Consider the following 13674-nt stretch of genomic DNA (forward strand, 5'->3'; position numbering starts at 1 on the left):
CATACATTCATTATTTCAATGCATTGGCCTGTGCCGCGGCCTCTGACTCCGCCTCACGCTGTGCCTGCTCAGCACGACGAGACGCTACCTTGACGAACGGCAGGTAAATCAGGGTGGCGACGATGATGCACACCACCTGTGTCACCACTGCCCCCATCGAACCGGCAGTAGACAACCAGGCGTTAATCAATGGCGGCGTAGTCCAGGGCACCATCACCACCGCTTTACCGGCAAAGCCCATGCTGGTGGCGAAGTAACCGATGGTGCCGGTGACCAGCGGCGTGATGATGAACGGGATAGCCAGAATCGGGTTGAGCATGATGGGCATCCCGAAAATCACCGGTTCATTGATGTTGAACATTCCGGGGCCGAAAGAGATCTTGGCTATCTCTTTCATTTCACGGCGTTTAGAGGCGATCATCACCGCCAGCAACAACCCGATGGTCAGCCCGGAGCCGCCGATGCTCATGTACACGTCCCAAAACGGCATGGTGATGATGTTCGGCACCTCATGCCCTTGCTCAAACGCGGTCATGTTCACCGTAATCGCCCCCAACAGCAGCGGCTCGCGGATCGGTTTGATCATCTGGTTGCCATGAATACCGATAACCCAAAACAGCTGTGCCACAAACATCAGGATCAACAGCCCCGGCAGGCTCTGCACCACCGACTCCAGCGGCTGTTGCACCACCTTATAGATAGCGTCATACAGGTACATGCCGGTCACTTTCTGGAAGGTAAAGCCGAAGGTCGCCACCAGCGTCACGGTGATGATCGCCGGGATCAACGCCGAGAACGACGCGGACACATTCGGCGGCACGCTGTCCGGCATCTTGATGCGCAGCCGGTTTACCGATTCCAGCTTCGAGTAGATTTCCACCGACGCAATGGCGATAAACATGCCGAGAAACAGGCTCTTGGTGTCGGAGAACTGGCGCGCCAGCACGTCTTTCACCGGCAGCGTCTGACCGTTGATCACCATATCAATGGTGGTCGGGGTAATAGAAATAAAGCAGATCACCGCCAGCAAGCCGGGGAACAGGCTACGAGAGCCGTTGATCTTTCCAAGCTCGATGCCTATCAGGAACACCGCACCAATGGTGAGGAAATTGAGCGTGGCGTAGTTAATGCCGCTCATGATCGGTTTGAGCGGTGCCAGAAATGAAAACAGAGCGAAACTCGCCAGCCCGTTCTTCGGGTCCAGCACCATGTTGGAGATCAACACAGAGAACGCGCCCACGATGATCACCGGCATCAGCGTGATGAACGAGGCTTTGATAGCCATGATGTATCTCAGGCTGTTGAACTGGTTGGCGAACGATCCGAGTGAATCGATGGCCCTATCCTTGAATGACATAACTCCACCTCTTTGATTTACCTGAACTTCAGGGGTTGTTGTTATCAGAGGCTATCGCCCCCGTAGTGGCCGTTACGCGCGCAAGAGAATGGACGGCAGGTTCAGCGCTTTCGCGTTTGGCATACCAAAAATAAAACAAACGAATAATTTTTCTGTGACATTGTTCTCACAAGCCACCATTGGAATTCCAATAACATAAAAAACACCAATTTTGGCATACCAAGAGGGCATTACGATGGAATGGGATATGGAACAGACGGTGATGGAACTGCTGATCAACGCGGGCGAGGCGCGATCTTGCGCCATGATGGCGATTCAGGCCGCCCGCGCGCAGGACTGGGTGGCGGCAGATGCGCAACTTCTGGCCTCGCAGGCGGCGGCCAAAGCGGCCCACCAGCTCCAGACGCGGCTGATCGGGCTGGACGAAGGCGAAGGCAAAGTGCCGGTTAATCTGATCATGGTACACGCGCAGGATCACCTGATGACCGCCATGCTATGCCGGGATCTGGCTGACGAAATGGTACAACTGCGCAAAGAACTGTTTGGTCGTCCCCACGCCTGATGGTTGCGGGCGCACAACATGCCGCACTTCACCTACTGACGTCGTTCCAGTGTGCTAGTATGTGGCCAACACACGCAACCATGCTGTCAGCAACGTCGGTAATATTCGGCAATACAGGGAAGAAAAACGATGATAACGATGCTGGATGTGGCTAAACACGCCGGTGTATCCAAAGCCACGGTATCACGGGTACTCAACGGTACAGGTCAGGTGAAGCAAAGCACGCGCGACGCCGTGTTCAACGCCATGGAAGAGCTGGGCTATCGCCCCAACTTTCTGGCGCGTTCGCTGGCGCAGCGCAGTTCCAGCAGCCTTGGGTTAGTGGTCTCCAATTTCGACGGCCCTTATTTTGGCCGCCTGTTGCGCCGCGCCGCAGAACGCACCGAAACCAGCGGTAAACACCTGATCGTCACCGACGGCCACGATACGCCGGAAGACGAGCAACAGGCGGTGCAATTACTGGCCGACAGGCGCTGTGATGCGATTGTGCTGTATACCCGTCACATGTCCGATACCGCGCTGATGGCGCTGCTGGAGCACGCCAGTGTTCCGATAGTGGTTATCAACCGACATTTACCGCTGGCCCCGGAGCGCTGCGTCTGGTTCGAGCAACAGCAGGCCGTGTTCCAGTTGGTGGATTATCTGGTGCAGCAAGGGCACCGGGAAATTGCCTGCGTGACCGGCCCTATCAATACCCCAACGGCCCGTGCCCGGCTGGCGGGTTATCGTCAGGCGCTGGCTCACCACCGCATCGCCTATGAGCCGTTGCGGGTCATCCATGGCGATAATCTGGTGCCAGGCGGTTATCAGGCGGTAAGGGAACTGCTGGCACACGACGTTGGGTTTAGCGCGTTGTTTTGCAGCAATGACGATATGTGCATCGGTGCGATGAAAGCATTATCAGAGGCAGGCAAACGTTTGCCACACGAAGTGTCGCTGTTCGGCTTTGATGATATTCCCAGCGCCGCCTACCTTAGCCCGGCGTTGTCAACCGTACATTTGCCGATTGAAGAGATGATCAGCGCCGCGATATCGCAGGCGCTGAAATTATCACAAGGGGAAACCGTCAGCGCGATAGCCCCCTTTACCGGCACATTAAGACTGCGTGAATCGGTGAGCAAAGGGCCTTATGCCCGCTAAGTCGCCGCGTAACGCTATGCTAACGTACGGCATGTCAACGTTCAGCATGCCAACGTACCGGCATCGCGCTTAGACGCGCTCCAGCGCCAGCAACTCGTCCAGCGTCTGGCGGCGGCGAATCAACCTAGGCTGGCCTTGCTCAAACAGCACTTCGGCAATCAGCGGGCGGCTGTTGTAGTTCGATGACATCGATGCACCGTAAGCACCGGTATCATGAAACACTAAATAGTCGCCGACCTGTGCAGGTGGCAGCGCGATCGTTTCCACACCACCACCGGCCTGCTGGGTAAACACATCACCGGATTCACACAGTGGCCCGGCCACCACCGTTTCTCGCGCGGCAACGCCCGCCAAATCGCGCCCGTCACCGGCCAGCAGCGTAATGTGGTGATAACTGCCGTACATTGCCGGGCGCATCAGATCGTTAAAACCGGCATCCACCAGTACGAAATGGCGGCTGCCCATGTCTTTTACCGCCCGCACCTGCGCTATCATCACCCCGGATTCAGCCACCAAAAAACGCCCCGGTTCGATTTCTAATGTCACCGGATGCCCCAGATGTGCGGCAATCTGCTCGCGCGCGCGGTTCCACAGGCCATAATAGTGTTGAGTATCAATACTCTCGCCGCCATGACGATACGGAATCGACAACCCGCCGCCCGCAGAAATCGCGTCCAGATCCTGCCCCAGCGCCACCACCTGCTGCACCATCGCCTCACACACCTGCTCAAGATGCCCGTAATCGACGCCGGAGCCAATGTGCATATGAAGGCCGACTAATTTCAGATGATATTGCTGCACAGCGGCCAGCGCTTGCGGCAAATGCTCATGCCAGATGCCATGCTTGCTGTTTTCACCACCGGTATTGGTTTTCTGGCTGTGGCCATGGCCAAAACCGGGGTTAATACGCAGCCATACCGGATGACCCGGCGCGCGCGTGCCCAATTGATGCAGCATGTCGATGGAACCGGCATTCACCGGAATAGCCAGCTCATGCACCCGTTGCAGCGTGGCGTCATCCAGCACATCAGCGGTAAACACTATCTCGTGTGCGTCCGTACCGGGCTCAAAACCGGCGGCCAGCGCCCGTTCAATTTCGCCAAGCGACACCGAATCCACCTTCACGCCGTGCTGGCGCATCAGGCGCAGAATATGAATATTCGAACAGGCTTTCTGGGCAAAACGGACCGTGTCGAACTGGCGCAACTGGCCGATGCGCTCAACGATAGTAGCCGCATCATAGGCCCACAGCGGGCAACCAAACTGGGCAGGCAGCGCGCGCAGGCTCTCGGCATTCAGCGCATGAGACAGGTTATTCAAATCGTGTGGCATGGAGATATTACCGAAACGTTATCAGATAGAACGGATTGTGCTGGCCCACAGGCTATAATTCCAATATCCTTTTTCGCGCACTCTATTCATTATTGATATGGATAACCAGAACCAAAGAGGAACGGATGGCCAATATTTCCCTGCGCCACATCGAGATTTTTCACGCGGTGATGACCACCGGCAACCTGACGGAAGCAGCGGCGCTGCTCAACACCTCGCAGCCCACCGTGAGCCGCGAACTGGCGCGCTTCGAGCATCTGGTGCAGATGCCGCTGTTCGAGCGCATTCGCGGGCGGCTGCACCCCACCGCGCAAGGGTTACAGCTGTTTGAGGAAGTGCAGCACTCTTATTACGGGCTGGAGCGCATCATCAACGCCGCACAGGATATCCGCCAGTTCAGGCAGGCCCCGCTCTCGGTAGCTTGCCTGCCGGTGTTCTCCCAGTCGTTATTGCCCGAGGTGTGCCAGCCACTGCTGGCACGCTACCCCGAACTCAACCTGCACGTCATCCCACAGGAATCACCGCTGCTGGAAGAGTGGTTGTCGGCACAGCGCCACGATCTGGGGCTAACGGAAAATCTGAATACGCCCGCAGGCACCGGGCGGCAAACGCTGATGGAATTAAACGAAGTCTGCGTGCTGCCCATCGGCCACCCGCTGGCAGGCAAAACGGTGCTGACACCGGAGGATTTCCGCGACCAGCCCTTCGTCAGCCTATCCATGACCGACAGTTACCGGCAATTGCTCGACCAGCAGTTTGAACAGGCGAATGTCACGCGGCGGCTGGTGCTCGATACCCATAGCGCCGCCTCGGTGTGCGCGATGGTGCGCGCCGGGGTAGGATTATCGATAGTCAATCCGCTAACGGCGGTGGATTACGCCAGCAGCGGTGCGGTGGTGATGCGGCGATTCAGCATCGATGTGCCCTTTACCGTCAGCCTGATTCGTCCGTTACACCGCCCGGCCTCGGCGCTGGTGGCGCAATTCACCGAACAGTTACTCATCTTCGCCGAACATTTTCCCGCACGGTTACAGCGCTGGCTGACGGCCTCGCCCGTCTAAAAAACCGCCCCGTTTAAGCCACCTCACGCAGTGCGTCAGGATCAATCTGCACACCAACCCGGCTGCCAACGGCGAATAAGTCAGCCACCGAGCGGTTAAGCACGTCCACTGACAATTCTATCTCGCTGATGCGCACCCGATAGCGCACCACATTGCCGAGCAGACTATGGCCGATAATTTCTCCGGCCAGCCCCTGCGCTGGCGCACACAACTGCATGGACTCCGGGCGCAGCGCTACCTGGCCGGAAAAACGCCCACCGGTCAGGCGCATCGCCTCGTCGGCGCTCAGCAGGTTATAACTGCCGATAAATCCGGCGGCGAACAGGTTCGCCGGTTGGGTATAGAGTGATTCCGCATCGCCATTTTGCACAATTTCACCTTTATTCATCAGCACGATGCGATCAGAAAGCGTCAGCGCTTCTTCCTGGTCGTGGGTGACGAAAATGGTCGTCAGATTCAGCTCTTGCTGAATGCGGCGAATCTGCTCGCGCAGATGGCGGCGAATACGCGCATCCAGCGCGGAGAGCGGCTCATCGAGCAGCAGCAGGCGCGGGCGCGTGACCAGCGATCGCGCCAGCGCCACACGCTGACACTGCCCGCCAGATAACTGATGCGGGTAACGGCGGGCATAATCGCTCAACTCCACCAAAACCAGCACCTCTTCGATGCGAGCGCGGATCTCGCGCGCAGGCAACTTTTGCATTTTCAGGCCAAACGCCACATTGCCTTCTACGGTCATATTGGGAAACAGCGCATAGTTCTGAAACACCATACCGATATCACGCTGTTGCGGTGACAGCGGCACAATGTCACGCCCTTGCAGTAGGATGTTGCCGCTATCGACCGACGTTAACCCGGCCAGGCAGCGCAGCAGCGTCGATTTACCGCAGCCACTCGGCCCTAACAGCGTGACGAACTCACCTTCATCCGCCGAAAAGTGGATATCCTGAAACACCCGGGTCGGCCCATAGTGTTTATTCAGGTTAATGACATCAAGGTAGGCCATATTCAGCGAATCCCTTTTTATTGAGTGCGGTTGAGCGCGTTCGCCAGCCAAGTCACCAGCAGCACCACCAGAAAATAGGAGATAACCAGCGCGCTGGTGAAATGCCCGCTGTCATTGCGTTTGTTATAGAGATAGACCTGCAAGGTTTCGTAGTTGGTGCCCGCCAGCAGGTTGGCAAACACAAACTCGCCAATCAAAAACGAAAACGACAGCAGCACGGCAACCATCACGCCTTTGCGCAGGTTCGGTAACACCACCCACAGCGCCGCTTGCCAGGTGCTCGCGCCCAGCAACTGCGCGGCATCCAACAACTCTTGCAGGTTGATGGCCTGCATGTTGTTGGCAATGGCGCGGTAGATAAACGGCAGCGCAATGGTGAAATAACAGCCGATCAGGATCCACGGTGTGCCGGTCAGCGCCAGCGGTGGCGCGGAATAGAGTTGCAGTAAGCCCACCGACGACACCACGGGCGGAACCGCGAACGGCAGCAAAATCAACACGTTCATCACCCCGTCGAGTTTCGGAAACGCCCAGGCAATCACAAACATCGCCGGTAGCACCAGCAGCAGCGAGAACACCAGTGCCCCCAGGCAAATCAGCAGTGAATGGCCTAACGCCAGCAAAAAGCGGCTGTCGCGCCACAGTTCCGTAAACCATCTCAGGGTCAGCCCCTGCGGCAAAACGGTGGCTCCCCATTCGCTCGCCAGGGCATAGCCCAGCGTTGCCAGTAAAGGCAGCAGCAAAATGAGTAACACCAGCCACACCACCAACAGGTGGTAACGGCGTTCAGCACGGGTCATAACAGCCTCCGGTAAGCATTAGCGAGCCACACTCAGGTAACTGCGTCGCAACAGCCACTGATGGACGGCCGTTATCAGCGCCATCAGCAGAACCAGCAGCATCGACAACGCGCTGCCAAGGTTCGGCTCAAGCGAAATATCCCCAGACACCAGCGCCGCGATGCGTACCGGCACCACGTTAAAATTACCGGTGGTCAGCGCATAAATCGTGGCATACGCCCCCAGTGCATTGGCCAGCAGAATCACGAAGGTGCCTAATAACGCCGGTGAGAGCACCGGAATACCGATATGCCACCAGTAGCGCCAGCGGCTGGCTCCCAGCAGAGCGGCAGACTCCTGCCACTCGCTGCGCAACCCGTCAAAGGCCGGGTAGAGCAGCAACACGCCAAGCGGGATTTGAAAATAGGTATAAATCAGGATCAGGCCATCACGCGAGTAGAGGTTAAACCCATCAATCAGCCCGTTCTGGCGCAGTAGCAGGGTCATAAAACCGTTTAATCCCAGCATGATAACGAAGGCAAATGCCAGCGGCACACCGGCGAAATTGCTGGTCATGTTGGCAAACGACATCACAAAACGCCGCAGCCGCCCTTCACCCAGTTGTTGCAACGAATAACCGCCAGCCAGCGCGATAATCAGCCCGTACAGGCTTGACCAGAATGAAATATCCAGTGAAAAGCGCATCGCCTGCAAATAAAACGGCGAGGTCAGTAAATCCTGATAGTTCGCCAGCCCCCAGGCACTCTGCGTCTCACTGTAAAAGCTGTTGATAGCCATCCACACCAGCGGGGCTATCTGAAAAGCGATAAATACCGCTAAAAATGGCAGCAAAACCAGCGCCGCCAGCCATCGTGTCTTCACACTCGCGCCTCCCTATCCCGTTTCACCAGCAGGTCGCGGCTCACCGGCTTGTCGTGCGCCACACCGAGCAACTGGCACACCGTGCCGCACAGTTCGGTTTGCTGCACGGCAGCATCCGGGCGCAAGGAGAACGCCGAGCCGAACACATATAGCGGCACCTGGCGCTCGTGTGGCAGAATTCCACCGTGACTGCGGTCATCATTCATGCCGTGATCGGACGTCACCAGCACCTGATAGCCCTCCTCCAGCCAGCGCGGCATCCAGTGCGAGAGATAGCCATCGGCCATGCGCGCCTTGTTGCGGTACTGCGGGGTGGACAAGCCGTGGCGGTGCCCGGCGTCATCAATGTTCATGGGGTGGATAAGCAAAAAGTCCGGCTGATAACGCAGGCGCAGGCTTTCAGCATCCTCAAACAGGTGGGAGTCAGGGTAGCTGTCATCATGGTAGAAATGGCCATACTGGATAGGTAACGACGGTTCAACGCTATGACGATCGCGCGCAGCATTAAACGGCGTGCGGTTATACAACTCGCTCACCCAGTGATAGGCTGCGGCGGCGGTGGTTAATCCGGCGTCGCGCGCATAATGAAAAATGCTGCGCTCGCGGCTTAACCGGTCAACGCCGTTGTGGATAATACCGCTTTGTACGGGCACCACACCGGTCAGGATGCACTCGTAGAGTGGGCGCGACAGCGACGGCAGCTCGCACTCCAGCTGATACAGACACCCGCGCCCGGCGGCGCACTCCGCCTGCAAATAGCCCATCGCCTCTTGCCCAACCTGAAAACTCAGGCCATCGAGGATAACCAGAATCGTTTTCATCCCCTGCTCCCGCCTTGTTTACTGCTTCATATTGATAATGACGCTTTCCTGCCACAGGCGCGGCAGGGCTTTCACGCTCTTATCCCAGGCCTCGGCATCAGCAATCGGACGGGCATTTTTATACTGCGCTTGTGCCAGCAGTTTGCTTTTTACATCCTCAGGCAGCGTGATGTGCTCGGCGCGAATCGGGCGGGCATAACCGCGTGCCAGATTAATTTGCCCGGCATCTGAGAAAATGTACTCACGCGCCAGTTTGGCGGCGTTCGGGTGTTTGGCGTATTTGTTGATGATGGTGGTGTAACCGGAAATGACCGATCCGTCAGACGGGATAAGCACCTCGAAACGATCTTTATTGATCTTGTCGCGGTAGTTCAGGCCGTTGAAATCCCACACCACGCCCACCTGCACTTCGCCTTTCTCGATATTGGCAATCGCCGGGTTAGTCAGGCCAAGGCGGCCTTCTTTGGCCAGTTTGGCAAAGAAATCCAGCGCCGGTTTCAGGTTCTTTTCACTGCCGCCCAACGCGAAGCTGGCCGCCAGCACACCGCTTGAGGCTTGCGAAGCGGTGCCCACATCACCAATGGTGACAACATATTTGCCGTTTTGCAGATCCGCCCAGCTGTGCGGAATCTCTTTTACCTGCTGTTTATCCACAATAAATGCGATGGTGCCGGTGTAGGCCATCGCCCAGTGTCCCTCTTTGTCTTTCGCCCATTCCGGCACTTGCTCCCAGGTGCCCGGCTTGTAGGGCTGGCTCACACCCTTTTGCACCGCCACCGGGCCAAAGGCCACGCCCACGTCGCCGATGTCGGCACTGGCGTTGTCTTTTTCTGCGGCAAATTTGGCAATTTCCTGTGCCGAAGACATGTCCGTGTCGCTGTGTTTCAGGCCATATTTGGCGCTGAGATCATTCCAGGTATCTTTCCAGTTGGCCCAGCTGTCCGGCATACCGACGCTGTTAACTTCGCCTTCGGCGCGCGCGGCTTTCTCAAGGGCAGCCAGGTCTTGTGCCAGCGACATACCGGAAAACAAGGCACTGCTGATTAACACAGAAGACAACAATTTTTTCATTATGGTGCTCCATCAAAAAGGGAGTGATGCTATGTTGGTCAGGCCTATTGCTGCTCTGGTCTAGTCCAGCAATAAGTAAGCCAATTCAGCACATGACAATGACGTTTTTATGTCGTGAAGGTGACAAAGCGGTTGCAACCGTTGTCAACGCCGCAGGAACGGGCAGGGTACAGGGTGCATTTTCACGCCCGCTAATCCGGTGATAACGCTCGCGGGCATCAGGCGCAGCCCTGTCATGGTGCAGGCTGCACAATCTCAAGGCTTGAAGGTGATGAAGACACAATCCACTAGCGTGACGCTAATCAGTGACCGCCTGGCCGGGCGCATTCGTCAGGGAGAATTTGCCCGCGGCCGCCTGCCCTCTGAGCGCACATTGAGTGAACAATTTTCCACCACCCGCATCACCCTGCGTGAAGCGCTGGCTTTGCTGGAGTCGCAAGGCATCGTTTACCGGGAATTGCGGCGCGGCTGGTTCGTGTCACCGCCACGGCTCAGTTATAATCCGCTGCACAGAAGTCATTTTCATGAAATGGCGGAAAAACAGGGGCGACAGGCACAAACACAGGTGCTGGATGCTGAAGTGGTCGCCGCCAGCACCGCCATCGCCCGCCATTTAGCGCTGGAGGAAGGTGCGTTGGTGTACCGTATTCGACGCCTGCGCCGCCTCGATGGGCGTGCAGTGCTGTATGTGGAGCATTATCTCAACCCGGCCTGGTTTCCTTCTCTTCTGGACTGTGACCTGACAGAATCGCTCACGCAGCTCTATCACGCCCGCTACGGCATTCGCTATGGCCGGGTGCGTTTTACCATGCTGCCCACACCGCTGCCGCCGGTTGCCGCACCGGTATTAAAACTTGCGCCCGGCAGCCCGGCGCTGTTTATCACCCGCATCAACCGGGATCAGCATGACCGTATTATTGATTGTGACTACGAATACTGGCGCTACGACGCGCTCTATGTCGATGTCGAGGCGTAACGCCAGAGCATAAAGATTAATTCAGCGGGTTAGCGTAGATTTGCCAGGGACCTTTAATATTTTTCAACTCAATATTATTAATCAGGCAATGATTGGGATTACCGGGGAGCGGATTTTTCGTTACTGTCGCATTTTTATTGATCAGTGTTGACGCATTAGTGGCACCGGCCTGATTCAACGGGTTGGGGTGTTTGGCATCTGTCATAATTAATGCTTTGACTTTCGCGCTATCCACGCCTGAATTCGCTTGAGAGCACAGGGCGGAAACGTTTTGCAATTTTCCCGGATAACCATCCTGATTTTTATAATTCTCATCCATATTGGCTGCGCCATAACGCACGACCAGCGCACCTTTAGGAACATCATTGACTGCGGCGAATGAAGATACCGACACCATTGCACCCATCACCATCAACAATACATGTTTACTTTTCATTTCAACCTCATAACGTTATGTTCAGGATGACCAATAAAAATGGAATATCTTCACTTCAGAACGTGAAGATAGAGTTCACACCATTGAGTAGAAATAAATAAAAAAATAACCACACAACGAATAATTAAAATAGAAAAAAATAAGCGCGCCACAATAAAAAACCCAGACAACGCTAATAAGCATGGCCTAAAAAAACATTTATTCAAGTTAGAAAGGCAATAAAAATAAAATACAAAGGAGCACCCAAAATGACTATTTCACTATTATTTATACGCGACGAAATAGATAAAAAAGAAACTAACGGGATATCCATAATGGCCTGATACGCTGACCGGCACCGCTCACAACAGCCATTGCGCTATCCCTAAATCACGTTATATTACGCCTCTCATTTTCACCCAGGTAACGAGCCCGCCGCATCATGAGCACACCCGATCTCACGCCCGCTTCGCCTTCATCGCCGTTCTGGTATGGCCGCTTTTCTATCGCGCCGATGCTGGACTGGACTGACCGCCATTGCCGCTACTTTCACCGGTTACTGAGTCATAACGCGTTGTTGTACACCGAAATGGTCACCACCGGAGCCATTTTGCACGGCAAGGGCGATTATCTGGCCTATAGCGACGAAGAGCACCCGTTGGCGTTGCAGCTCGGCGGCAGCGACCCGACAGCGCTGGCACAGTGCGCGGTACTGGCGGAACAACGCGGCTATGACGAAATCAACCTCAATGTCGGCTGCCCGTCCGACCGGGTGCAAAACGGCCGTTTTGGTGCGTGCCTGATGGCTGAGGCTGAGCTGGTGGCCGCCTGTGTGCAGGCGATGCGCGAGCGCGTCAGCATTCCCGTCACGGTGAAAACCCGTATCGGTATCGACAATCAGGACAGCTACGAATTTTTATGCGATTTCATCCGCACCGTTAGCGAACAGGGCGGCTGCGACACCTTTATCGTCCATGCCCGCAAAGCCTGGCTGTCTGGCCTGAGCCCGAAGGAAAACCGCGAGATACCGCCACTCGATTACCCGCGCGTCTATCAGCTCAAACGGGATTTTCCCGCGCTGACGATAGCCATCAACGGCGGCATCAAGACGCTGGCTGAGGCACAGCAGCATTTGCAACACGTTGATGGTGTGATGGTCGGGCGCGAAGCGTATCAGAACCCTGGCCTGCTCTGTGACGTCGATGCAGCCCTCTTCGGTGGCGAGCCGGGGCCAACGCCGTTTGATGCCGTGGCCGCCATGTACCCCTATATTGAGCGCGAACTCAGTCGCGGCGCGCAGCTCGGCCATATCACCCGCCATATGCTCGGGCTGTTTCAGGGCTTGCCGGGTGCACGGCAGTGGCGGCGCTACCTGAGCGAAAATGCTCATCGTCAGGGCGCGGATGCCCGCGTGGTAGAACACGCGCTGGCGTTGGTCAGCCGCCCATCCGCGCCTGATGCCTGATACACACCGCTGCGCCCCGTTAACCGGGGCGCTTTTCACCTCTCCCGCATCATTCCGTATTTTTTCGCCATTTTTTTTCGCTAATCATTGGTCAAAAAAACCAATCCACGCCAGCACGCAGAAAATAAAATCATTAAAAATCATAAAGATAAAAAATAAACAGTTTGGCATGGTTCTTGTAAATTCAAGTAAGAGGGAGGGATAAGCCACTCCCCAACGCAAATTACAGGAGCAGTCATGGTCGAGATTCTATTTATTATCGGCTTTTTCATCATGCTGGTGGTCACTGGCGTGTCATTACTGGGCGTGCTGGCAGCACTGGCGGTGGCGACCGTCGCGATGTGGCTTGGCGGATTAGTGATGATGGCATTCAAACTGCTGCCCTGGTTACTGCTGGCCTTGATAGTCGCCTGGTTTTGGCGCTACCAGAAACAAGGCGCGCGGCGCAACTAGCCACCAAGGGCGATGACCTCTCATGAACGGGGTGAAAACATGATGTTACAGAATGATGATGCCAGACATCGATAACATGACGGAATTGTGCGCCAGCAAAGATTTTTTCCCGGCGCGGGCTGATACGCTTACCTGCATCGGTTTCATCAGCAAACAATGGTTTCATCAGCAATGTGTGCAGGCAACAATAACGTCAACCATGACCCGTCAGCCATGACACCTCACACGTTGTGATACCGCTGTACCCTACAATACAGCCCGTGGCATCACGGTTGATGAAACACCCAGCGGCATCAGCCCGCGCTGAAACCGTCCACCACGCCTCCATCAGGAGGCGTTTTTTTTAGCGCCAGC

General features: G+C 55.9%; 15 protein-coding genes. 7 read left to right on the top strand and 8 right to left on the bottom strand.

Annotated features, from left to right (window positions below):
• Window positions 1-10 precede the first annotated feature (10 nt).
• Window positions 11-1357, bottom strand: a complete 1347-nt coding sequence (locus tag DAQ1742_RS16520; protein WP_067487284.1) for a PTS sugar transporter subunit IIC — start codon at window positions 1355-1357, stop codon at window positions 11-13.
• Between the two features lie 235 nt (window positions 1358-1592).
• Here DAQ1742_RS16520 and DAQ1742_RS16525 point away from each other — a divergent pair, with 235 nt between their 5' ends.
• Together DAQ1742_RS16525 and DAQ1742_RS16530 are read left to right on the top strand one after the other, a co-directional pair.
• The gene (locus DAQ1742_RS16525; protein WP_035344018.1) at window positions 1593-1919 is read left to right on the top strand and encodes a PTS lactose/cellobiose transporter subunit IIA; all 327 of its coding nucleotides are present in this window, start codon (window positions 1593-1595) and stop codon (window positions 1917-1919) included.
• A 129-nt stretch (window positions 1920-2048) separates the two neighbouring features.
• Window positions 2049-3059 carry a LacI family DNA-binding transcriptional regulator gene (locus DAQ1742_RS16530; RefSeq protein ID WP_035344020.1) on the top strand — a complete coding sequence of 337 codons (1011 nt, stop codon included), beginning with the start codon at window positions 2049-2051 and terminating at the stop codon, window positions 3057-3059.
• Window positions 3060-3128: 69 nt separating this feature from the next.
• Here DAQ1742_RS16530 and lysA read toward each other — a convergent pair whose 3' ends face one another.
• A complete protein-coding gene (gene lysA, locus DAQ1742_RS16535) occupies window positions 3129-4391 on the bottom strand; it encodes a diaminopimelate decarboxylase (protein WP_035344022.1) in 1263 nt (420 codons plus the stop codon).
• A 125-nt stretch (window positions 4392-4516) separates the two neighbouring features.
• On the opposite strand from lysA, the gene DAQ1742_RS16540 reads away from it, so the two are divergent.
• Entirely contained in the window at window positions 4517-5452 is a 936-nt protein-coding gene (locus DAQ1742_RS16540) for a LysR family transcriptional regulator (protein ID WP_035344024.1), read from the top strand.
• A 13-nt stretch (window positions 5453-5465) separates the two neighbouring features.
• Here the strand turns inward: DAQ1742_RS16540 and DAQ1742_RS16545 are convergent, their stop codons facing one another.
• From DAQ1742_RS16545 to DAQ1742_RS16565, 5 genes are read right to left on the bottom strand one after another with little or no spacing between them, the layout of a single operon-like run.
• Window positions 5466-6458 (bottom strand): ABC transporter ATP-binding protein, encoded by a 993-nt coding sequence (locus DAQ1742_RS16545; protein ID WP_035344026.1) that lies wholly within the window; start codon window positions 6456-6458, stop codon window positions 5466-5468.
• 17 nt (window positions 6459-6475) lie between these two features.
• Window positions 6476-7258: an ABC transporter permease gene (locus tag DAQ1742_RS16550; RefSeq protein ID WP_035344028.1), complete on the bottom strand. Its 783-nt coding sequence runs from the start codon at window positions 7256-7258 to the stop codon at window positions 6476-6478.
• Between the two features lie 18 nt (window positions 7259-7276).
• Window positions 7277-8119 (bottom strand): ABC transporter permease, encoded by an 843-nt coding sequence (locus DAQ1742_RS16555; protein WP_035344030.1) that lies wholly within the window; start codon window positions 8117-8119, stop codon window positions 7277-7279.
• On the bottom strand, window positions 8116-8940 hold the full coding sequence (locus DAQ1742_RS16560; RefSeq protein WP_035344032.1) for an alkaline phosphatase family protein: 825 nt from the start codon (window positions 8938-8940) through the stop codon (window positions 8116-8118). Before DAQ1742_RS16560 ends, DAQ1742_RS16555 begins: the two co-directional genes overlap by 4 nt.
• An 18-nt stretch (window positions 8941-8958) precedes the next feature.
• Complete coding sequence (locus DAQ1742_RS16565; RefSeq protein WP_035344034.1) at window positions 8959-10011, bottom strand: ABC transporter substrate-binding protein; 1053 nt, start codon at window positions 10009-10011, stop codon at window positions 8959-8961.
• Between the two features lie 271 nt (window positions 10012-10282).
• Between DAQ1742_RS16565 and DAQ1742_RS16570 the strand changes: the two genes are divergently transcribed.
• Window positions 10283-10987, top strand: a complete 705-nt coding sequence (locus tag DAQ1742_RS16570; RefSeq protein WP_035346306.1) for a UTRA domain-containing protein — start codon at window positions 10283-10285, stop codon at window positions 10985-10987.
• Between the two features lie 16 nt (window positions 10988-11003).
• On the opposite strand, the gene DAQ1742_RS16575 is transcribed toward DAQ1742_RS16570, so the two are convergent.
• Window positions 11004-11423, bottom strand: a complete 420-nt coding sequence (locus tag DAQ1742_RS16575) for a hypothetical protein (RefSeq protein ID WP_035344036.1) — start codon at window positions 11421-11423, stop codon at window positions 11004-11006.
• 421 nt (window positions 11424-11844) lie between these two features.
• Between DAQ1742_RS16575 and dusA the strand changes: the two genes are divergently transcribed.
• The 3 genes from dusA to DAQ1742_RS16590 all read left to right on the top strand — a co-directional run bounded on the left by dusA (window position 11845) and on the right by DAQ1742_RS16590 (window position 13537).
• Window positions 11845-12867 (top strand): tRNA dihydrouridine(20/20a) synthase DusA, encoded by a 1023-nt coding sequence (gene dusA / locus DAQ1742_RS16580; protein ID WP_035344039.1) that lies wholly within the window; start codon window positions 11845-11847, stop codon window positions 12865-12867.
• A 237-nt stretch (window positions 12868-13104) separates the two neighbouring features.
• Window positions 13105-13320 carry an envelope stress response protein PspG gene (gene pspG, locus DAQ1742_RS16585; RefSeq protein ID WP_035344041.1) on the top strand — a complete coding sequence of 72 codons (216 nt, stop codon included), beginning with the start codon at window positions 13105-13107 and terminating at the stop codon, window positions 13318-13320.
• Window positions 13321-13372: 52 nt separating this feature from the next.
• On the top strand, window positions 13373-13537 hold the full coding sequence (locus DAQ1742_RS16590; RefSeq protein WP_158513821.1) for a hypothetical protein: 165 nt from the start codon (window positions 13373-13375) through the stop codon (window positions 13535-13537).
• Window positions 13538-13674 lie beyond the last annotated feature (137 nt).

Source organism: Dickeya aquatica, from assembly GCF_900095885.1.
In the GTDB taxonomy this organism is placed as follows: Bacteria; Pseudomonadota; Gammaproteobacteria; order Enterobacterales; family Enterobacteriaceae; genus Dickeya; species Dickeya aquatica.

Coding starts and splice junctions, on each gene's coding strand:
- pspG (WP_035344041.1), top strand. CDS start 13,105: ATGGTCGAGATTCTATTTATTATCGGCTTTTTCATCATGCTGGTGGTC.
- DAQ1742_RS16570 (WP_035346306.1), top strand. CDS start 10,283: ATGAAGACACAATCCACTAGCGTGACGCTAATCAGTGACCGCCTGGCC.
- dusA (WP_035344039.1), top strand. CDS start 11,845: ATGAGCACACCCGATCTCACGCCCGCTTCGCCTTCATCGCCGTTCTGG.
- DAQ1742_RS16545 (WP_035344026.1), bottom strand. CDS start 6,458: ATGGCCTACCTTGATGTCATTAACCTGAATAAACACTATGGGCCGACC.
- DAQ1742_RS16540 (WP_035344024.1), top strand. CDS start 4,517: ATGGCCAATATTTCCCTGCGCCACATCGAGATTTTTCACGCGGTGATG.
- lysA (WP_035344022.1), bottom strand. CDS start 4,391: ATGCCACACGATTTGAATAACCTGTCTCATGCGCTGAATGCCGAGAGC.
- DAQ1742_RS16520 (WP_067487284.1), bottom strand. CDS start 1,357: ATGTCATTCAAGGATAGGGCCATCGATTCACTCGGATCGTTCGCCAAC.
- DAQ1742_RS16565 (WP_035344034.1), bottom strand. CDS start 10,011: ATGAAAAAATTGTTGTCTTCTGTGTTAATCAGCAGTGCCTTGTTTTCC.
- DAQ1742_RS16530 (WP_035344020.1), top strand. CDS start 2,049: ATGATAACGATGCTGGATGTGGCTAAACACGCCGGTGTATCCAAAGCC.
- DAQ1742_RS16560 (WP_035344032.1), bottom strand. CDS start 8,940: ATGAAAACGATTCTGGTTATCCTCGATGGCCTGAGTTTTCAGGTTGGG.
- DAQ1742_RS16590 (WP_158513821.1), top strand. CDS start 13,373: ATGATGATGCCAGACATCGATAACATGACGGAATTGTGCGCCAGCAAA.
- DAQ1742_RS16525 (WP_035344018.1), top strand. CDS start 1,593: ATGGAATGGGATATGGAACAGACGGTGATGGAACTGCTGATCAACGCG.
- DAQ1742_RS16550 (WP_035344028.1), bottom strand. CDS start 7,258: ATGACCCGTGCTGAACGCCGTTACCACCTGTTGGTGGTGTGGCTGGTG.
- DAQ1742_RS16575 (WP_035344036.1), bottom strand. CDS start 11,423: ATGAAAAGTAAACATGTATTGTTGATGGTGATGGGTGCAATGGTGTCG.